General features: G+C 75.9%; 17 protein-coding genes. 9 read left to right on the top strand and 8 right to left on the bottom strand.

Features of this window, described 5'->3' with window-relative positions; translation table 11 throughout:
• Window positions 1-90: 90 nt before the first annotated feature.
• On the top strand, window positions 91-1,047 hold the full coding sequence (locus tag ACI79R_RS13940) for an Lrp/AsnC family transcriptional regulator (protein ID WP_456574232.1): 957 nt from the start codon (window positions 91-93) through the stop codon (window positions 1,045-1,047).
• Window positions 1,048-1,056: 9 nt separating this feature from the next.
• Here ACI79R_RS13940 and ACI79R_RS13935 read toward each other — a convergent pair whose 3' ends face one another.
• On the bottom strand, window positions 1,057-2,280 hold the full coding sequence (locus ACI79R_RS13935; protein WP_456574231.1) for a cysteine desulfurase-like protein: 1,224 nt from the start codon (window positions 2,278-2,280) through the stop codon (window positions 1,057-1,059).
• Window positions 2,281-2,380: 100 nt separating this feature from the next.
• On the opposite strand from ACI79R_RS13935, the gene ACI79R_RS13930 reads away from it, so the two are divergent.
• Both ACI79R_RS13930 and ACI79R_RS13925 read left to right on the top strand, forming a co-directional pair.
• Window positions 2,381-2,926: a bacterial proteasome activator family protein gene (locus tag ACI79R_RS13930; protein ID WP_456574230.1), complete on the top strand. Its 546-nt coding sequence runs from the start codon at window positions 2,381-2,383 to the stop codon at window positions 2,924-2,926.
• A gap of 117 nt (window positions 2,927-3,043) precedes the next feature.
• Complete coding sequence (locus ACI79R_RS13925) at window positions 3,044-3,316, top strand: DUF4190 domain-containing protein (RefSeq protein WP_456574229.1); 273 nt, start codon at window positions 3,044-3,046, stop codon at window positions 3,314-3,316.
• Window positions 3,317-3,385: 69 nt separating this feature from the next.
• On the opposite strand, the gene ACI79R_RS13920 is transcribed toward ACI79R_RS13925, so the two are convergent.
• From ACI79R_RS13920 to serS, 4 genes are all read right to left on the bottom strand, one after another.
• Window positions 3,386-5,029 (bottom strand): methyl-accepting chemotaxis protein, encoded by a 1,644-nt coding sequence (locus tag ACI79R_RS13920; RefSeq protein ID WP_456574228.1) that lies wholly within the window; start codon window positions 5,027-5,029, stop codon window positions 3,386-3,388.
• 82 nt (window positions 5,030-5,111) lie between these two features.
• A complete protein-coding gene (locus ACI79R_RS13915) occupies window positions 5,112-5,915 on the bottom strand; it encodes a Cof-type HAD-IIB family hydrolase (RefSeq protein WP_456574227.1) in 804 nt (267 codons plus the stop codon).
• Window positions 5,908-6,819: an HAD family hydrolase gene (locus ACI79R_RS13910; protein WP_456574226.1), complete on the bottom strand. Its 912-nt coding sequence runs from the start codon at window positions 6,817-6,819 to the stop codon at window positions 5,908-5,910. Before ACI79R_RS13910 ends, ACI79R_RS13915 begins: the two co-directional genes overlap by 8 nt.
• Window positions 6,816-8,117 carry a serine--tRNA ligase gene (gene serS / locus ACI79R_RS13905; protein WP_456574225.1) on the bottom strand — a complete coding sequence of 434 codons (1,302 nt, stop codon included), beginning with the start codon at window positions 8,115-8,117 and terminating at the stop codon, window positions 6,816-6,818. Before serS ends, ACI79R_RS13910 begins: the two co-directional genes overlap by 4 nt.
• A gap of 96 nt (window positions 8,118-8,213) precedes the next feature.
• Here serS and ACI79R_RS13900 point away from each other — a divergent pair, with 96 nt between their 5' ends.
• The 3 genes from ACI79R_RS13900 (at window position 8,214) to ACI79R_RS13890 (ending at window position 10,557) form a co-directional block, all read left to right on the top strand.
• Complete coding sequence (locus tag ACI79R_RS13900; RefSeq protein ID WP_456574224.1) at window positions 8,214-9,644, top strand: GuaB1 family IMP dehydrogenase-related protein; 1,431 nt, start codon at window positions 8,214-8,216, stop codon at window positions 9,642-9,644.
• Window positions 9,641-9,988 carry a metallopeptidase family protein gene (locus tag ACI79R_RS13895; RefSeq protein WP_456574223.1) on the top strand — a complete coding sequence of 116 codons (348 nt, stop codon included), beginning with the start codon at window positions 9,641-9,643 and terminating at the stop codon, window positions 9,986-9,988. The genes ACI79R_RS13900 and ACI79R_RS13895 overlap by 4 nt, the downstream gene beginning before the upstream one ends.
• 236 nt (window positions 9,989-10,224) lie before the next feature.
• A complete protein-coding gene (locus ACI79R_RS13890; RefSeq protein ID WP_456574222.1) occupies window positions 10,225-10,557 on the top strand; it encodes a GroES family chaperonin in 333 nt (110 codons plus the stop codon).
• 10 nt (window positions 10,558-10,567) lie between these two features.
• Here ACI79R_RS13890 and ACI79R_RS13885 read toward each other — a convergent pair whose 3' ends face one another.
• Window positions 10,568-11,032, bottom strand: a complete 465-nt coding sequence (locus tag ACI79R_RS13885) for a MarR family winged helix-turn-helix transcriptional regulator (protein ID WP_456574221.1) — start codon at window positions 11,030-11,032, stop codon at window positions 10,568-10,570.
• Window positions 11,033-11,117: 85 nt separating this feature from the next.
• Between ACI79R_RS13885 and ACI79R_RS13880 the strand changes: the two genes are divergently transcribed.
• Window positions 11,118-13,259, top strand: coding sequence for an MMPL family transporter (locus ACI79R_RS13880; protein WP_456574220.1), 2,142 nt, complete (start codon window positions 11,118-11,120; stop codon window positions 13,257-13,259).
• On the opposite strand, the gene pheA is transcribed toward ACI79R_RS13880, so the two are convergent.
• On the bottom strand, window positions 13,256-14,197 hold the full coding sequence (gene pheA, locus ACI79R_RS13875; RefSeq protein WP_456574319.1) for a prephenate dehydratase: 942 nt from the start codon (window positions 14,195-14,197) through the stop codon (window positions 13,256-13,258). The genes ACI79R_RS13880 and pheA overlap by 4 nt on opposite strands.
• Window positions 14,198-14,316: 119 nt before the next feature.
• Here pheA and ACI79R_RS13870 point away from each other — a divergent pair, with 119 nt between their 5' ends.
• A complete protein-coding gene (locus ACI79R_RS13870; protein WP_456574219.1) occupies window positions 14,317-15,969 on the top strand; it encodes a diguanylate cyclase in 1,653 nt (550 codons plus the stop codon).
• A gap of 107 nt (window positions 15,970-16,076) precedes the next feature.
• Complete coding sequence (locus ACI79R_RS13865) at window positions 16,077-18,785, top strand: diguanylate cyclase domain-containing protein (RefSeq protein WP_456574218.1); 2,709 nt, start codon at window positions 16,077-16,079, stop codon at window positions 18,783-18,785.
• Here the strand turns inward: ACI79R_RS13865 and ACI79R_RS13860 are convergent.
• The gene (locus ACI79R_RS13860) at window positions 18,782-19,870 is read right to left on the bottom strand and encodes an MFS transporter (RefSeq protein ID WP_456574217.1); all 1,089 of its coding nucleotides are present in this window, start codon (window positions 19,868-19,870) and stop codon (window positions 18,782-18,784) included. The genes ACI79R_RS13865 and ACI79R_RS13860 overlap by 4 nt on opposite strands.
• Between the last annotated feature and the right edge of the window lie 61 nt (window positions 19,871-19,931).

Raw genomic sequence — 19,931 nt, 5'->3', positions numbered from 1 at the left:
AGGAAGCTATGTCGTCGCTTTCGAAAGAGGAGCCAGAACGGCGAAATGACAACAGAAAGTAACGAGCGGGAAACACGGTAGGGTCCGCTCATGTCGCCGCCGGCCGCCGGGCCCCGACGCCCGCTCGACGTCCCTTCGCCCAGCGAACTCGACGCGCTCGACCGCGCGCTGGTGCGCGCGCTGCAGGTCGACGGGCGGGCCACCTACGAGGCCCTGGCGCTGCAGCTGGGCGTCTCCCGCCCCGCGGTCCGCACGCGTCTGCTGCGGCTGACCGAGAGCGGAGCGGTCCGGGTGACCGGCGTCGTCCACCCGTCGGTGTTCGGCCTGCACGCCTACGCCCACCTCGGGATCACCGTCGACGGCCCGGTGCTGCCCGTCGCCGCGGCGCTGGAGCAGCTGCCCGAGGCACCGTTCGTCAGCGTGGTGACCGGGCCGTTCGACCTGGCGGTCGAGCTGCGCTGCGCCGACCAGGCGAGCCTCGCCGCGCAGGTGCACCGGATCGGCTGCCTCCCGGGGGTGCGGGCGGTCGACACCGCCGTCTACACCCAGATCGTCAAGGACGCCTACCACCCCGCCCGGCCACTGTCGGCGGTCTCCCTCGACGACGTCGACCGGCAGCTTCTGGGGCTGCTCCAGGCCGACGGCCGGGCGTCGTTCGCCTCCCTCGGCCAGTCCGTCGGGCTGTCCACCGGCGCCGCCCGCAGCCGGGTCCTGCGCCTTCTGGACGCCGGCGTGGTCAGCGTCGGGGCGCGCAGCCACCCCAGCTCGCTGGGCATGGCGCACTTCTCCGGTTTCGGCCTGCGGTCGACCAGCCCGCTCGAGGACCGGCTGGCCGAGCTGCGCGAGATGCCCGAGGTGCAGTACCTCGCCGGCGCCATCGGCCGTTCCGACGTCGTCGGTACCGCGATCGGCGAGACCCAGGGGCGGTTGCTGGAGGTGCTGGAGCGGATCCGGGCGCTGCCCGGCGTCCACTCCCTGGCGTGCTGGACGCACCTGTCGTTCGTCAAGGAGTCCTACGACCACGCCGCCTGGCCGGCTGCCGGCTGAGCCGCCGGGTCAGCGCGGGCGCAGCTCGGCCACCGAGTCGATGAGGTAGCCGACCTCCTCGGCGGTGTTGTAGTGCATCAGGCCGAGGCGCACCGCGCCGCCGGACTCGTTCACCCCGATCGCGTCGAACAGCTCGCGGGCGTAGAAGTCGCCGTCCCAGGCGCAGATGCCGCGGCGGGCCAGCGCCGCCGTCACCTGCCGCGGCCGCAGGCCGTGCACGGTGAACGACAGCGTCGGGGTGGTGTCCCCCGCCGAGCCCAGCACCTGCACGTGCCGCATCGCCCGCAGCGCCTGGTCCAGCCAGCCGAACAGCTCGCCCTCGTAGTGGGCGACCGCCGCCATCGAGGCGCGCAGCCGCTCCCGGCGGCTGCCCGAGGCCTCCCCGCACAGGCCGGCGAGGTGGTCGACCGCCGCGGTGACGCCGGCGAACAGCTCGAACGGCGGCGTCCCCGTCTCGAACCGGTCGGGCACGCGGTCCGCCGCGGGCACGAGCTTCTCCGGCGACAGACCCTCGAGCAGCGCCGGGTCGGCCACCACCGCGCCCACGTGCGGGCCGCACCACTTGTAGGCCGAGACGGCGACGAAGTCCGCGCCCAGCGTGCGCATGTCCACGAGCCCGTGCGGAGCGGCGTGGACGGCGTCGACGTAGACCAGCGCGCCGACGCCGTGCGCGCGGGCGGCGATCGAGGCGACGTCCGGGCGGGTGCCGATGGCGTTGCTGGCCGCGGTGACCGCGACCAGCCGGGTGCGCGGGGTGAGCAGCTCGTCGTACTGCCAGTCGGGCAGCTCGCCGGTCTCGATGTCCACCTCGGCCCACCGGACCAGCACGCCGGCCTCCTCGGCCACCTGCACCCAGGGCCGGATGTTGGCGTCGTGGTCGAGCCGGCTGACGACGATCTCGTCGCCGGGGCGCCAGGTGCGGGCCAGCGCGCGGGCGAACCGGTAGGTCAGCGTGGTCGCGTTCGCCCCGAGGACGACGCCCGACGAGGTGCCGCCGACGAGGTCGGCGACGGCGGCGCGGGCCCCGGCGACCAGCGCCTCGGCGCGGGCCGACGCCGGGAAGACGCCACCCCGGTTGGCGACCGGCACCCGCATGGCCTGGGTGACCGCGTGCACCACGTTCTCCGGCAGCAGCGTGCCGGCCGGCCCGTCGGCGTGCACCAGCCCGTCGGACAGCCCGGGGAACTGGCCGCGGACGCGCGCGACGTCCAGCTTCCGCTCCCCCGGACCCATGCGCGCGACCCTAGACGCTGCGCCTGGGGCGGGCCGGAGCCCGGTACCGGCGCCCTGGCCACCCCCGGCCCCACGGGCGGGGAGGGGGCAGGATGGGGGCATGACCACACCCGGCAACGGCAGTGCAGGCCCCCAGCAGGTCGTCGTCGTCGGACCGGACGGACGGCCGGTCGGCGCGATGCCCCTCGCCCAGGGCGAGGCGGACGGCGACGGCGCGGGAGGCGTCGGCGACATGGTCGAGCAGCCGGCCAAGGTCATGCGGATCGGCACGATGATCAAGCAGCTGCTGGAGGAGGTGCGCGCCGCTCCTCTCGACGACGCCAGCCGCAACCGGCTGCGGGACATCCACGCCTCGTCGATCCGCGAGCTCGAGCAGGGCCTGGCCCCCGAGCTGCGGGAGGAGCTGGCCCGCATCACGCTGCCGTTCACCGAGGGCGAGACGCCCTCGGACGCCGAGCTGCGGATCGCCCAGGCCCAGCTGGTCGGCTGGCTGGAGGGCGTGTTCCACGGCATCCAGACGGCCCTGTTCGCCCAGCAGATGGCCGCCCGCGCGCAGCTGGAGGAGATGCGCCGGCGCGCGCTGCCCGGTGGCCAGGCCGGCCCGGCGCAGGCGGACTTCCGCCCCGGCGGAGGCCAGTACCTCTGACGGGTTACGGCGGTCGCCCGATCGGGTGACCGCGGACCCGGTTCCGAGTACGGAGCGTTCCCCCGGTCACCTCCAGGCCCGGACACCGGAGTACCGGTGCTGACCCCTGGAGGAACAGTGACCACAGAGCACTCGACCGCCCCGGCCACCCGGACCGGCACCAACGGGCTCGCCGTCGCGGCACTCGTGACCGGCATCGTCGGTGCCGTGTTCGCCTGGCTCTTCGCGATCATCGGCCTGGCGCTCGGCGTGATCGCCATCGCGCTCGGTGCGGTGGCCCGCCGCAACGGCAACGCCACCGGCCAGGCGACGGCCGGGCTGGTGCTGGGCATCGCCGCCGTCGTGATGGCGATCATCAACATGGTGATCGCCTACAACATGCTCACCTGACCGGCCGCAGGACGACGACGGCGGGTGGCCCCGGATCCCGGGGCCACCCGCCGTCGTGCGTGTGCGGGGTCAGACGGTGAACCGGCTGACCGCCTCCTGCAGCTCGCCGCTCATCCGGGCCAGCTCCGCCGCCGCCCGCTGGGCGTCCTCCACCCGCGAGTTGGTCTCCTGCGTGCCCGCCGCCAGACCGCTGATCGCCGAGGCGATGTCCCGCGACCCACCCGCGGCCTCGGCCACGTTCCGGTTCATCTCGTTGGTCGTGGCGGTCTGCTCCTCCACCGCCGCGGCGATCGTGGCCTGGAAGTCGTTGATCTCCCCGATCACCGCACTGATCCGGCCGATCGCCTCCACCGCACCGGCGGTGTCGGCCTGGATCGCCTCCACCCGCCGCGAGATGTCCTCGGTGGCGCGGGCGGTCTCCTGCGCCAGCTCCTTGACCTCGCTGGCCACCACCGCGAACCCCTTGCCCGCCTCACCGGCCCGGGCCGCCTCGATCGTGGCGTTCAGCGCCAGCAGGTTCGTCTGCTCGGCGATCCCGTTGATCAGCTTCACCACCGTGGCTATCTCCTCCGAGGAGTCGCCCAGCTTCCCGACCGTGCGGGTGGTGTTCTCCGCGACCGAGACCGCCTGACCGGCCACCCGCGCCGCAGCCGTCGCGTTCTGCGCGATCTCGCGGATGGCCGTCTCCATCTGCGCCGAACCCGTCGCCACCGTGTCCACGCTCGCGGCCACCTCACCGGCCGAGGAGACGACCACGTCGGCCTGGCCGGCGGCGGTGCGGGCGTTCTGCGCGATGCCCTCCGCGGCGCCGTTCAGCTTCTCCGAGGCGTCGGCCAGGCGGTGCGCGGAGTCGCCGACCAGGTGCAGCACCGACCCGAGGGAGTCCAGGGTGTGGTCGAGGGAGCGGGCGACCTCGCCCAGCTCGCCGCCGCCGGTCTCGCCGGCACGCACCCGCAGGTCACCACCGGCCACCTGCGCCAGCACCTCGCGGATCCGCGCCACCGGCCGCATGACGCCACGGGCGACCGCGGTGGCCAGCCCCAGGCCGAGCGCCAGGCCCAGCACGATGATCGCGACGGTCCAGGTCCGGGCGGACGTGTAGGCGTCCTGCGCCTCCTGGGTGGTGGCGACGGCGTGTGCCGCGGCCGACTCGGTCGCGGTCGTCAGCGCCTCCTCGATCAGCACCTCGTTCGTGTCCATGGTCTGCAGCAGCGGGCCGACGACCGCCGGCGGAGCCGTGAGCGCCACGGCCTTCAGCTGCTCCAGCGCGGTCAGGTACGCCTCGACGGCGGCCTGGAAGTCGGCGAAGGCAGCGGCCGCCTCGGGCGCCAGGTCCAGCTCGGCCACCGCGGCGGTGTCCTCGGCGAGCTTCTCCGCGGTGGCCGCCACGCTCTGCTGCGCCTCGGCGATCGTGGCCGGCGGGAGGGTCGGGATGGCCGCGCGGGCGTTGTACGCCGACAGCTGCCACCAGTCCACCTGCAGCGCGCGCAGGGCGTCCAGCGGCTCGGCGCCCTGGCTGTAGACCTGCTCGGCCTTGTCGTTCAGCGTGGACATGCGGGCGATGCCGAACCCGCCCACACCCAGCGTGGTGACCGCGACGACGCAGATGGCGCCGAACAGCCGGGGCCGCAGACCGAGCCCGGTCCCCGGGTCGCGGCCGCCGGGGTCGACCGGCCCACCGGTCTCGACTGCTCCGTGCTGCCGAACATCCATGTCCGCCGTCCTCCGTGGATCGGATCGCTGTGGTCGATCCACTCTTCGGACGGGCCGGACCCGATCTTGAGCCGGACGCGGCTCAGAGCGCGGCGAGGAAGGCGGCCACCCCGTCGTCGTCGTTGCCACCGGTGACGTCGGTCGCCGCGGCGAGCAGGTCGGGGTGCGCGTGCGCCATCGCCACCGCGCGGCCGCCGGCCTCGCGCACCCAGTCGAAGGCGGCGATGTCGTTGGGCATGTCGCCGAAGACGACGACGTCCTCGGGCCCGACGCCGTGCCGGGCGGCGACGCGGGCCAGCCCGCTGGCCTTGGTGACGCCGGGCGCGGAGATCTCGGCCAGCGCCGAGGCCGAGGAGCAGGTGACCGTGGCCCGGCCGCCGACGACGTCCTCCACCAGGGCGACGAACTCGTCGCGCGGCAGGCTCTCGTGCCGGGCGAGCAGCTTGGCCACCGGCGCGGCGACCATCTCCTCGAGCGTCGCCTCGGCGACGCCGGGCGCGTCGATGTCCCAGCGGGGCTGGTACACCGGCTCGTGCCGGAACTCGAAGCCGTACTCGACGGCGAACCAGGTACCGGGCTGGTGCTCCCGCAGCCGGCCGGTGAGGTCCTGGAGCACCTCGGGCGCGAGGGCCTCCTCGTCGAGGATCTCGAAGCTCTCCAGGTCGAGCAGCACCGCGCCGTTGCAGCAGACCGCGGTGCCGTGCCGCAGCACCTGCCGGATCCGGTGCATCCAGCGCGGCGGCCGGCCGGTGGCCAGCACGACCGGGACGCCGTCGGCCCGCCAGCGCTCCAGCTCGTCGACGGTGGCCGCGCTGACCGTGTCGTCGGAGCGCAGCAGCGTGCCGTCCATGTCGCTGGCGATCAGCCGCGGCCGCCAGTCACCCACCGGCCAGCACCGCCTCGAGGTAGCGCGCGACGCCGTCCGCCGCGTGGCCGCTGGTGCGGCCGGAGGCGGCGGCCCGGACGGCGGGATGGGCGTTGGCGACGGCGACCGAGCGGCCGCCGGCCTCGGTGACCGCGGTGATCATGGGCAGGTCGTTGGGCATGTCGCCGAAGACGAGCACCTCGCCCATGTCGACGCCGTGGTGCGCCAGCGCCACGGCCAGGCCGGTGGCCTTGGTGACGCCGGGCGGGAGCACCTCGATGAAGCCCAGGCCGGCGTGCGTCACCTCGGCCTCGGCCGGGTCCACGACGCGGCGGGCGCGGGCCAGCAGCTCGTCCTGCCCCAGCGACGAGGAACGCAGGAAGACCTTGAGCACCGCGCCGGCGGGCAGCACCTGGTGCCGCGGCAGCAGGTGGGCGGGCTCGGGATAGGGCCACTCGAAGCCGTGCTGCACCCGCAGCGGCCCGCGGGCCTCGGCCTGCTCGGCGGCGTCCTCCACGGCGACGATCAGCTCGCCCGCGACCTCCTCGATCCGCTCGATGACCCGGGTGGCCTGGTCGCGGGGCAGGCCGACGGCGCGCAGCACCTCGTCGCGCTCGAGGTCGACGACGTAGCCGCCCTGCGCGAGCACCGCGATCCCCCGCCCGGCCAGCGCGGCGCGCACGCTGTCGAGCAGCCGGGGGCCGCGCCCGGTCACGCCGACCACCGGGATGCCGGCGGCCCAGCAGGCCTCCAGCGCGGCACGGGTGCGCGGGGAGACCTCGCCGTCGGCGTCCAGGAGCGTGCCGTCGAGATCGGTGGCGACCAGCCGCGGGCGCCAGGTGCCGAGGTCGCCCAGGTCGACCACCTCCTCGGCGCCGGGCAGCACCCCGTGCGGCCGGAGGACGCCGGGGGCCTCCCCGGTCACGGGGTGGGCACCGGCACCGGCGCGGCCAGCGACATGCCGGGGGTGAGCACCTCGTGCCCACCCAGCCAGGGGCGCAGCGCGGCCGGCACGTGCACCGAGCCGTCGGCGCGCTGGTGCACCTCCAGCAGGCAGGCGATCGTGCGGGCGATCGCGCAGAGCGTGCCGTTGAGGGTAGCCGCGACCTGCGGCTTGCCGTCGGCGTCGCGGTAGCGGATCGCCAGCCGGCGGGCCTGGAACGTGGTGCAGTCCGACGTGCTGGTCAGCTCGCGGTAGGTGCCCTGGCTGGGGAACCACGCCTCGATGTCGTACTTGCGGGCGGCGCTGGTGCCCAGGTCGCCGGCGGCGATGTCGACCACCCGGTAGGGCAGCTCGAGGGCCTGGAGGAACTCCTCCTCCCAGGCCAGCAGCCGGCGGTGCTCCTCGGCGGCCTCCTCAGGCCGGCAGAAGCTGAACATCTCGACCTTGTCGAACCAGTGCACGCGGATGATGCCGCGGGTGTCCTTGCCGTAGGAGCCGGCCTCGCGGCGGAAGCAGGACGACCAGCCGGCGTACCGGCGCGGGCCGGCCGCGAGGTCGAGCACCTCGCTGGAGTGCATGCCGGCCAGCGCCACCTCGGAGGTGCCGACGAGGTACAGGTCGTCGCGCTCGACCCGGTACACCTCCTCGTCGTGCTCGCCGAGGAAGCCGGTGCCCTCCATCGCCTCGGGGCGCACCAGCGCCGGGGCGATCACCGGCGTGAAGCCGGCGGCGACCGCGCGGGTGATGGCCAGCTGGGCCAGCGCGAACTCCAGGAGCGCGCCGGGGCCGGTGAGGAAGTAGAAGCGCGCGCCGGAGACCTTGGCGCCGCGTTCCATGTCGATCGCGCCGAGCGCCTCGCCGATCTCGAGGTGGTCGCGGACCGGGAAGTCGTACTCCGGCACCTCGCCGACGGTGCGCAGGGTCACCGCGTCGTCCTCGCCGCCGGGCGGGACGTCGTCGTGGACGACGTTCGCGATCCGCAGGTGCGCCTCGCGCAGCGCGGCGTCGGCCGCCCGCTGGGCCTCCTCGGCCTCCTTGACCTCGGCGGCCAGGGCGCGCGCCCGCTCCAGCACGGCGGGACGCTCCTCGGCGGAGGCCTTCTTCACCGCCTGCGAGGCGCTCTTCTGCTCGGCGCGCAGGTCGTCGGCCCGCTTCACCGCCTCGCGGCGGGCGGCGTCGGCGGCCAGGAGGGCGTCGACGGCGGACTCGTCGGCCCCCCGGGCGCGCTGGCTGGCACGGACGACGTCGGGGTGCTCGCGCACCAGTCGCAGGTCGATCACCCGTCGATCGTACGGAGCCGCGCGGGAAGGGCCCGCCGACCGCGGGCACGTGAGGCTGTGCCCCGGCGCATGCGCCGACTGCGGGACACTGGGGGCATGCGTTTCCTCGACGGCAGCCGGCCGGCGTACGACCTCACCTACGCCGACGTGTTCATGGTGCCCAACCACTCGACGGTGGGGTCGCGCCTCGAGGTGGACCTCACCACCCCCGACCGGGTGGGCACGACGATCCCGGTCGTCGTCGCCAACATGACGGCGATCTCCGGTCGCCGGATGGCCGAGACCATCGCCCGCCGCGGCGGCCTGGCGGTGTTGCCGCAGGACATCCCGGTCGACGTCGTCGGCGAGGTGCTCACCTGGGTGCGCGGCCGGCACCCGGTCTACGACACCGCGATCACCCTCGGCCCGACCTCGACGGTCGCCGAGGCGCTGTCGCTGCTCACCAAGCGCGCGCACGGCATCGTCGTGGTGGTCGAGGACGGCGTGCCGGTCGGCGTGGTCACCGACGGCGCCTGCCAGGGCGTGGACCGGTTCACCCAACTCGCCCAGGTCATGTCGCGGGACCCGCTGACCATCCCGGCCGGCACCGACCTGCCCAAGATCTTCGACGTGCTCTCCGAGGCGCGGGTCAACGCCGCCCCCGTGGTGGAGGGCGACCGCCTGGTCGGCGTGATCACCCGCAAGGGCGCGCTGCGGTCGGCGCTCTACCAGCCCGCGGTCAACGCGAACGGCCAGCTGCTCACCAGCGCGGCGGTCGGCATCAACGGCGACGTGCGCGGCAAGGCCGAGGCGCTGCTCTCGCACGGTGTCGACGTGCTCGTCGTCGACACCGCGCACGGCCACCAGGAGAAGGCCGTGGAGGCGGTGCGGACGGTGCGCTCGGTGGCCGGTGCCACGCCGGTGGTGGCCGGCAACGTCGTCACCGCCGACGGCACCAAGGACCTCATCGAGGCCGGGGCCGACGTCGTCAAGGTCGGCGTCGGACCGGGCGCCATGTGCACCACCCGGATGATGACCGGCGTCGGCCGGCCGCAGTTCTCCGCGGTCGAGGAGTGCGCCGCCGCCGCCCGGGCGCTGGGCAAGCACATCTGGGCCGACGGTGGCGTGCGGCACCCGCGGGACATAGCCCTCGCCCTGGCCGCCGGCGCGGCCAACGTGATGGTCGGGTCGTGGTTCGCGGGCACGTACGAGAGCGCCGGGGACATGCAGAACGACGGCAGCCGGCTCTACAAGGAGTCGTTCGGCATGGCCTCGGCGCGGGCGGTCAAGGCCCGGACGTCGTCCCAGGGGGCGTTCGAGCGGGCGCGTGCCGGGCTGTTCGAGGAGGGCATCAGCTCCTCGCGGATGTACCTCGACCCGGAGCGCCCGGGCGTGGAGGACCTCGTCGACGGCATCGTCGCGGGCGTGCGGTCGGCCTGCACCTACGCCGGGGCCCGCACCGTCGACCAGCTGCACGAGCGCGCCGTCCTGGGGGTGCAGAGCGCGGCCGGTTACGAGGAGGGCCGGCCGCTGCCGACCAGCTGGTGAAGGCGCTCCCGCCCCAGCAGTTCGAGGAGCTCGTCGCCGACGCCCTCGACGAGGTGCCGGCCGAGCTCATGGCGCTGCTGGACAACGTCGTCGTCCTGGTCGAGGACCGCAACGCCGAGGAGCCCGAGCTGCTGGGGCTCTACGAGGGGTTCGCGCTCACCGAACGCGGCTGGGACTACGGCGGCTCGCTGCCGGACCGGATCATGATCTACCGCCTGGCGATCTGCGACATCTGCGAGACCGAGGACGACGTGGTCGAGGAGGTCATGGTCACCGTCGTCCACGAGATCGCGCACCACTTCGGGATCAGCGAGGAGCGGCTGCACGAGCTGGGCTGGGGCTGAGGGCCGGCCGCGGCGGCGATGAGTTCGGCAAGCTGGGCGGTGAGGTGCACGTCGAGTGACGACCTGCCGCTGCTTCGCCGGGGTCCGACACCGCCACAGGTCGCCGCTCGAGGTGGCGAACAGGCGTGCTCGCGAGCGAGGGTGAGCGCAGCGCTGGCCGTCCACGGATGGGCCCGGCAGCGGCGACGTCACCGCCCGTCGGAGGGCCCCGCGACCCGCCCGCGTACCGTGATCACGTGGCCGAGGAACGGGCCGGCGGACTGCCGATCAAGATGCTGCACGACCGCGTGCTTGTGTCCCTGCGACGCGAGGACGGCGAGCGGCGTTCGACCGGCGGCATCCTGATCCCCGCGACCGCGCAGGTGGCCAAGCGCCTGGTGTGGGGCGAGGCCCGCGGCATCGGCGGCAGCGTCCGCCACGTCAAGGTCGGCGACCAGGTGCTCTTCTCCCCCGAGGACCAGCACGAGGTCGAGGTGCACGGCGAGGAACTGGTCATCCTCCGGGAGCGCGACGTGCACGCCGTGGCCGCACAGCGGGTCGAGGACTCCAACACCGGCCTCTACCTCTGACTCCGGGAGGTCAGCCCTCCTCCCGCGCGTGCCGCGCGGCGACGTCGATCATGTCGTCGAGGAACCGCTGGACCAGCGCGATCTCCTCGTCGCTGTAGCCCTCCATGGCTGCGACCATGTCGCGCGCGAGCCCGCCGAAGTGCGCCGAGCCGGCCTCGCGCGCGGCGTCCGACATCGCCAGCGACACCCGCCGCCGGTCATGCGGATCCCGCACCCGCTGCACGTGCCCGACCCGCTCCAGCCGGTCCAGCAGCGCGGTGACCGACGCCGAGCGCAGCTCCACGGCCGCACCGAGCGCCCCAGCGGTCAGCGCCTCACCTCGCCGGGCGGCGTCCATGATCGCCACCAGCGCCCGCACGTCGGTGCGGTTGAGCTGGTGCGCCTCCGCGAACCGCTGGCCGACCGCGTCCAGCTCCACGGTGAGCCGGCGCAGCGCGAGCGCGATCTCCCGCCGCGCCTCAGCAGCGTCCGTCACGACCCACCCCTCCCCGTTTGCCAGGAGTCTGACACCGTCCTAACGTCTCGATCGTCGAGATTTTCGCCGATCGAGGGAACCGCTGATGTCGCGCAGGACCTCCGTGTGGCGCTGGCTCCTCCCGGCGCTCGTCGTCCTCGCCTGGCTGGCCCTGTCCGCGCCCCTCGGCTCGTTCAGCGGCAGGCTCGGCGACGTCCAGACCAACGACAGCGCGGCCTTCCTGCCCGACAGCGCGGAGTCCACCCGGGTCAGCGAGCTCCAGCGCGGGTTCGACACCGAGCGCTCGCTCCCGGTGATCCTGCTCTGGGAGAGCGAGGACGACGCCCTCGACCAGGCCACCGTCACCGAGATCGGCACCCGCGTCGACGACGCCGTCGCCGCCGCCGACGAGGCCGGCGCGCTCAACGGCGACGCCTCGCCAGCGATCACCAGCGAGGACGGCGCCGCGGTCCAGGCCGTCCTGCCGTTCAGCCCCGACCTCGGCGACGCCCTCCAGGACGTCGTCGACGAGCTGCGCGCGTTGCCCGAGGTCGAGGGCACCCAGGCCTACGTCACCGGCCCCGGCGGCCTGTTCGCCGACTTCGCCAACGGCTTCTCCGGCATCGACGGCCTGCTGCTGCTCGCCGCCTTCGGCGTCGTCCTCGTGATCCTGCTGGTCGTCTACCGCAGCCCGCTGCTGCCACTCGTCGTCATCGGCACCGCCGGCCTCGCGCTGGTCGCCGCCCTCGCCGTGGCCTACCTGCTGGCCGGCCGGGGCTGGATCGAGGTCAACGGGCAGAGCCAGGGCATCGCCTCGATCCTCGTCGTCGGCGCCGCCACCGACTACGGGCTGCTGCTCGTCGCCCGCTACCGCGAGGAGCTGCGGCGCGAGCAGTCGCCGGCCGCCGCCATGCGGGTCGCGCTCGCCCAGTCGTGGGAGCCGATCGTGGCCAGCGGCGCGACCGTCGTCCTCGGCGTCCTGTGCCTGCTCTTCTCCGACCTCGGCAGCAACCGCGGCCTCGGCCCGATCTCCGCGGTCGGCATCGCGCTGGCGGTCGTCGCCGCCCTGACCTTCCTGCCCGCCGTCCTCGTGCTCCTGGGGCGCGCCGCCTTCTGGCCGTTCCGGCCGCGGTACGGCAGCGAGCACCCGCACGGCAGGGGCTGGGAGCGGATCGCCGGCGTCGTCGGCCGCCGCCCCGGCCGGGCACTGCTCGGCAGTGCCGCCCTGCTCGTCGTGCTCGCCGCGTTCGTACCGAGCTTCGACGCCGAGGGCATCGCACTGTCGGAATCGGTGCGCGGCGGCTCCCCGTCGGCCAGCGGCCAGGAGGCCCTGGAGCGGCACTTCGACGCCGGCGGCGGCAGCCCCGCCGTGATCATCACGCCCGCCGACGGCTGGCAGGAGGTCGCCGAGGCCGCCGGGCAGGTGGACGGCGTGGCGTCGGTCGCGCCCTACACCGGCACGCCGGCCGGCCCGCCCGACCCGCAGGCCCAGCCGGTCGAGGTGGACGGACTGGTCCGTCTCGACGCCACCCTGGACGACGCCCCCGACAGCGCCGCGGCCCAGCAGGACGTCGCCGACCTGCGGACGGCGGTGCGCGACGTCGACCCGGACGCGCTGGTCGGCGGTTCCACCGCGCAGGACCTCGACACCCAGGACACCGCCACCCGCGACCTCCAGGTCATCGTGCCGCTGGTGCTGCTGGTGATCACCGTCGTGCTGGCCCTGCTGCTGCGGGCGCTGGTCGCCCCGCTGGTGCTGATCGCCACCGTCGCGCTGAGCGTGCTCGCCACCGTCGGGGTCAGCGGCCTGGTGTTCGAGCACCTCTTCGGGTTCCCGGGCAGCGATCCGCAGGTGCTGCTGATCGGCTTCGTGTTCCTCGTCGCCCTGGGGATCGACTACAACATCTTCCTCATGACCCGGGCCCGCGAGGAGTCCGCGCGGCACGGCACCCGCTCGGGGGTGCTGCGCGCCCTCGCGGTCACCGGCGGGGTCATCACCAGCGCGGGGCTCGTGCTGGCCGCGACCTTCGGCGCGCTGACCGTGCTGCCGCTGGTGATCCTCACCCAGCTGGGCTTCCTGGTCGGCTTCGGCGTGCTGCTGGACACCTTCGTCGTCCGCACGCTGATGGTGCCGGCCGCCGTCCGGCTGATCGGCGACCGCTCGTGGTGGCCGGGCCGGCTCGCGCGGGGTGCGACCGAGCCCGGCGACGAGCGCCGGGCCGAGCCGGTCGGGTCCCGCCAGGGCTAGGCGGGGTGCCCGCCGCGGACCCGGTCCAGCCAGCCGCCGGCCTCGGTGAACGCGGCGTCCGCCGCCTCCTCGGGCACCGGCCGGTTCTGCCGCCCGTCGGCCCGCGGATAGGACCCGAGGAAGCGGACGTCGTCGCAGACCCGGTGCAGCGCGGCCAGCGCCTCCCCCACCCGGGCGTCGGCGACGTGCCCCTCGCAGTCCAGGGAGAAGGAGTAGGCCCCCAGCCGCTCCCGGGTGGGCCGCGACTCGATGCGGGTCAGGCTGATGCCGCGCACGGCGAACTCGCCGAGCAGCGAGAGCAGCGCGCCGGTGCGGTCGCCGACCACCACCACCAGCGAGGTCTTGTCGTTGCCGGTCGGCGCGGGCAGCGGCCCGGGCGGGGTGACCAGCACGAACCGGGTCACCGCGCCCTCGTGGTCGGCGACGTCGTCGGCCAGCGCGGCCAGGCCGTAGCGCTGCGCGGCGATCGAGGCGCACACCGCGGCGTCGTACTCCCCCTCGGCCACCGCCCGCGCCGCGGCGGCGGTCGACCCGGTCGGCACCGTCGGGACACCGGGCAGCCGGTCGGCCAGCCACCGGGCGGTCTGCGCCAGGGCGTGCGGGTGGCTGGCCACGGTGCGGACGTCGGCCAGCGCGGTGCCCGGTCGGGCGGCCAGGGTGAAGGCGACGGTCCGGAACACCTCGCGGGTGATCAGCAGCGGCGCGCCATCGGCCAGCCCGTCCATCGTGGGAGGCACCGAGCCCTCGATCGAGTTCTCGAACGGCACCAGCCCGGCGTCGGCGTTCCCGGCGCGGACGGCGGCGAGGACGGCCGCCACGGTCGGCTCCGGCTGCGCGACCGCGCCCTCCAGTGGGACGGCCCCGCGGAGGGCGGCCTCGGCGAAGGTACCCTCGGGCCCCAGGTAGGCGAACCGCGTCGGTGTCGTGGGCTGAGGCATTCCGGGCACCGGACGAGGGTAGTGCGGCTGGGACGGCCCGTCGGAGCGGCGGCTGTCCCGGGGGAGTCGCCCCACGCCCGGCCAGGACGGCCGGGGAAGACAGCCGAGTGGAGGGACGCGTGACCCCCGGCGCCACCCGTGTGACTCAGGGTGATCTCGACGCTGCGCTCTGGCGTCTGCTCGCGGCCAGCGACCGGGAGGACCCCACCGCGTTCGTCGTCGAGCACGACGCCGCCGCCGGCGCGCTGGCGGCCAGCACCGAGCCGCAGTGGATCGCCTGGCGGCACGCGCTCGACGCCCGCCGCGCGCTGGTCGACACCGAGCCCGGAGCCGCCGCCGACGCCGTGGCCGCGGCGCGCGAGGCCCTGCGGGAGTGCCCGCCCTCGGCGATGACCGCCCTCACCCTCGCCCACCTCGCCCACGTCGAGGTCACCGCCGACCACGTCGACGCCGCGATGCTGCTCGCCGTCGACGCCAGCCTGCTGGCCGAGGGCCCGGCCGCCGGCGAGCCGTGCCGCCCGCTGCACCAGGCCCACCTGTGGCTGTCGCTCACCCTGGCCGCCCTCGACCTCGAGGAGCTCGCCGCCGCGCAGGCGTTGCAGGGGCACCGCGTCGCCGCCGCGCTGCCGCACCTCCCCGACCAGTGGCAGCTGCTCCGGCTGGCCGCCCAGCAGCACGTCGAGCTGGCCCAGACGGTCTGCCGCCGCGGCCTCGAGGAGCGCTCGCGTGCCCTGGCCGAGGTGGCGCTGCGCTGCGCCACCGAGGCCCGCGCGCTGGGCTGGGAGCCCGACCCGGCCGACCAGGACCTGCTCGACGTCGTCCAGTCCTGGGCCATGGCCTGCGCCGGCGAGGTGGCCGAGGCGCTGGGCCCCATGCGGCGGGCGCACCGCCGCGTGCACCGCGACGGCGGCACCTGGCTGCGCGGCTACGCCGACCTGGTGCTGGCCCGGCTGCTCACCCGCCTGGCCCGCGAGCGCAGCGGCGGCGGGCACGGCGACGAGGCCACCGACCTGCTGGTCGACGCCGCCGGCGCGTTCGCCGCCAGCGGCGACCGCCGCCGCTACCGGCAGTGCCTGCTGGAGCTCGGCCAGAGCACCGCGGCCGCCGGCCGGCCGGCCGAGGCGCTGCACTGGCTGGACGCCTACCGCGCCGACACCGGCCGGGCGCACGCCCGCGGCCGGGAGCTGTGGGCGGAGATGTTCGTCCGCCGCAGCCGGCTGCGCGAGGCCGAGCGGCAGGCCGCCGTGCTGCGCACCTATGCCCTGGAGGACCCCCTCACCGGGCTCGGCAACCGGCGCAGCGCCGAGCGCCGGCTGGGCAGCATCCGGCTGGGCGAGGAGCCGGTGTCGCTGGCGGTGGTCGACGTCGACCGGTTCAAGGAGGTCAACGACGACACCTCCCACTCGCACGGCGACGAGGTGCTGCGCCGGGTCGCCGACCTGCTGCGCGAGCACTGCCGCACCGGCGACGAGGTGTACCGCTGGGCCGGCGACGAGTTCGTCGTCGTCCTGCCGACGGCGACCGAGAGCCAGGCGCTGGTGGCCATGGAGCGGCTGCGCGCCGCCGTCGCGGAGGCCGACTGGGGCGACCTGCCGATGCCGATCACGGTCAGCATCGGCGTGGCCACCGCCCCGGCGCGCGCGGACGACGACACCGGCCCCACCGCCTGGCGCTCGCTGTTCGACACCGCCGACCTGCACCTGTTCTCCGCCAAGCGCGGCGGTCGCAACCGGGTGCGCGCCCGGTCCCTCCCGAGCGGGGAGACCCCGTGACCGCCGCGTGGGACGCCTGTGACGAAACGGACGACCGGGCCGGAACGGGTCGGCGCGCCCCCCGGCCGGTGCGTGACACCGGCGGGGACGCCGTGCACAGTGCGCTCGTGCCACCGGGGACGCTGCACCACCGGGTGACCGCGGCCCTGTCCAACTGGCGCCTCGACGACGCCGAGGAGCTCCTCGCCGACGTCGACACCGACGCCTCGCCCTACGCCGCGGTCGCCGGCCCCGACGTGCCCGACGCCCCGTCCCTGGGCCGGGCGTGGGCCGACACCCTCCGCGCCGAGCTGCTCGTCCGGCGGCTGCGCGCGGCCGGGTTCACCGTGGTCGGCGACCCCGTCGAGCCCGGGCACGACGCCCCGCTGGACCTGCACGCCGGCGTCGCCGGGCTCATCGACGGCGCCGGCGCGCCGGCCTCCCCCGGCGCCGATCCGCACGCCGAGCAGGCCTCGCGCGCGGCCCTGGCGATCGCGCTGGTGCGCTCCGCCAAGGCCGCCTTCGACGCCACCGACGACGACCTCCAGCGCGCCGCCGGCCTGGCCCGGCACGCCCGCATCGAGCTGCTCTCCCGCCGGATCGACGCCGCCATGGACGAGGCGGTCGAGGCGGCCAGCCTGCTGGACCCCGCGCTGCCGCCCGGCGCCCTGCTGGTCGACACCCTGGCCACGCTGGCCGGCGTGCTCGCCGACCTCGAGCTGATGCCGCTGGCGCTGGACTACCAGCGCCGGGCGCACGAGACCGCGCTGGCCGCCAGCGCCACCGAGGGCGCGCTCGACCCCGGCGACGGCGATCCCGACGTGCTGGTGGCCCGCGCCGCCACCCGGCTCGGCGAGCTCTGCGCCGAGCTCGGCGAGGGCCTGCTGGACGACGGCGTGCCCGAGTCGGCCGCTCCGCACTTCGCCGAGGCCCGCCGGCTGGCCGAGGACGCCCTCGCCCAGCTGCCGCCGGAGGCCGCGGACGCCGTCGTGGCCGCCCAGGTCGTGCACGGCTGGGCGCTGGTCGGCCTCGGCGAGCTCGCCGCCGCCACCGGCCCGCTGCGCGCCGCCGTCCGGATCACCAGCGCCACGGGCGACCGCGCGCTGCTGGCCGCCGCGCTGCTGGCCCTGGGCCGGGCGCTGCGCCGGCAGGGCGACGGCCGCGGCGCCGACGAGCAGCTGGCCCGCGCGCTCGCGCTGGCGACCGAGCACGGCCTGCCCCGGCTGCGCCGCGCCGCCCTGCGCGAGCTGTGCACGCTGCACGCCGAGCTGGACGACGCCGGCCGGGCGCTGCCCTACCTGCAGGCCTACCTCGCCGACGAGCTGGACCGGGTCGACGAGCGGCGCACCCGCTGGGTGGAGCTGTTCGGCCGGCGCAAGAGCCTGCTGGAGACCGAGCGCGCCGCCGGTCAGCTGCGCCGCCAGGCCTACGAGGACCCCCTCACCCACCTGCCCAACCGGCGCTACGCCGAGGCCCGCCTGGACGGGCTCCTGTCGGCCGGCGACGTGCCCGCGCTGGCCGTCGTCGACGTCGACCACTTCAAGTCGATCAACGACGCGATCGGCCACCCCGGCGGGGACGCGGTGCTGCGCACGGTGGCCGAGCTGCTGCTGGACGGCTGCCGCGACACCGACGAGGTGTGCCGCTGGGCCGGCGACGAGTTCGTCGTCCTGCTGCCCGACACCACCGCCGAGCAGGCCGAGCGCGCCCTGGAGCGGATCCGCCGCGCGGTGGCCGCGCACGACTGGTCGGCCATCGGGCTGACCGTGCCGGTCACCATCAGCGTGGGCATCGCCTCGGCCACCCGCGGCGACGACCGGCGCACCCTGTTCGCCGCCGCCGACGGCGTGCTGTACGACGCCAAGCGCAGCGGCCGCGACCGGGTCGTCCGGCTGTCGGCGGTCACCCAGACCCGGGCCGGCGGCAGCCCCCTGGACGCGCTCTTCGGCCCGGCGCCCGGTGCGCGGGCCGAGGGCGACACGACGGCCGCCGACGTCCCGGAGGCACCGGACGCAGCGGCTAGCGTCGCGGCCGTGCCGCCTCCCCCGCCGGCCGATCCCACCGGGACCGGCGGCTTCGCCCCGCTCCTGCTCGAGACCCCGCCGCACGTTCCGCTGGGCCCCGGCAGCCCGGCCGAGCCGCCGCTGGCGCCGCAGCCGGCCGCGGCCCGCCCGGAGCCGGCCCCCGAGCCGCCTCCGGCCGCGCCGTTCCGGGGCCCGGCCGAGCCCGAGGTCATCTGGGGCACCGGGCGCAGCACCGAGCAGGTGCTCGCGCTGGTGCGCGAGGCCCGGGCGCGGTTCCCCGACCGCCCGGCGGTCGTGGTGCGGGCGGCCGCGGAGACGCTCGTCGCGCTGGCCGGCGAGCACGACGCCTACACGACGATGGACGCCGCGGCGATGTCGGCGGCGGTCGGCCCGCTGCCCGAGCCGCTGGGCCGGATCGGTGTCCTCTGCGCCAGCAGCGGCGACCTGCCGGTGGCCGCGGAGGCCGCCTTCGTCGCCCGGGTGACCGGCACCGAGGTGGTCCGCATCGACGAGGTCGGCGGCAGCCGGCTGCACCCGCTGCTGGCCGACCCCGCGCTGCTCGAGGACGTCGACTGCCTGGTGGTCGTCGCCGGCCTCGACGCCTCGCTGGCCGCGGTGGTCGGCTCGCTCACCGACGTCCCGATCGTGGCGGTGCCCACCTCGACCGGGCAGCCGGGCTCCTTCGGCGGCTTCGGCGCACTGCTGACGATGCTGAACTCGGCCACCCCCGGCGTCGTGGTGAGCAACATCGACAACGGCTCCGCGGCCGGCGTCTTCGCCGCGCGGGTCGCCCGGCGGGCCGCGCGCCGCTAGCGCCGGTCGGGGCCCAGCGCCCGGCCGACCAGCGGCAGCGTCGCCAGCACGAGGACGGCGGCGCCCGCCAGCCCGCCGGCGGCCCAGGCCGCGAAGACCGCCAGCGACGCCAGCTCGACGCCCAGCCCGGCCACCGAGGTGACCGTCGCCCGGTTCGGGCCGGGGATCCGCTCCTGCAGCCGGGCCTCGGCGACCACGAGCACCGCCAGGTAGAGGCCGTACCCGAGCGCCACCAGCCCGAGCGCCGCCGGGCGCGCCCACAGCGCGGCGATGCCGAGCGCCAGCGCGGCGGCGCCCAGCAGCCCCAGCAGCCGGGACGACGGCAGCCGGTCGGCGCGCCCGCCCAGCCAGGCGCCGAGCGCGCCGGCCAGCGCCACGGCGAGGACGGCGAGCGGCACCGCGGCCGTGGACACGCCCCACTCCCCCGCGAGCACCGGGAAGTACTCCTCCACGGCGTCGAGGCCGCCGAGCACCGCCACGGCCAGCACCACCAGCCGCAGGGCCGGGCGGCGCAGCGCCGTCCGGACGCCGGCGCGCAGCACCGCCAGGACGTCGGAGCCGGCCCGCTCGCGGGGCGGCTCGGGGAACCGCAGGGCCAGGGCGGCGTAGGCCAGGCAGACCGCCACGCTGACCCAGCCGACGAGCGGGTGGCCGCCGGCGGTGAACAGCAGCGTCGCCGCGACCGCCGTCGGCACCTGCACCAGCAGCTCGGCCGCGGTCATCGCGCCGTTGACGCGGGCGAAGGCGCCCGCCGCTCCGCAGGCGGCCAGCCCGTCGACGACCAGGGCCTCCACCGTGCCGGAGACCAGCGCGCCGGCGACGCCCCACAGCACGAACCCGGCGGCGAAGGCCGGCCCGGAGGGCGCGACCGTCCAGATCGCGAAGCAGCCGGCCTCGAGCACGCCCGCGACGACGAGCACGCCCCGCCGGGACCAGCGGTCGGCCAGCGCACCGGCCGGCACCTCGGCGAGCAGCGCGGTGCCCGACCACAGCGCGAACAGCGCCGACACCTGCCCGCCGGTCAGCCCCGTCTCGGCGAACAGCAGGGCGTACAGGGGATACACCGGCGAGAGGCCGGCCAGCACCGTCCAGCCCACCGCGAGCCGGGCCAGCGAGCGGGCGGCCGGCGGCAGGGGCTCGGTGACA

The organism is Blastococcus sp. SYSU D00820 (genome assembly GCF_054050695.1).
This window is presented reverse-complemented; position numbering and strand designations above follow the sequence as displayed.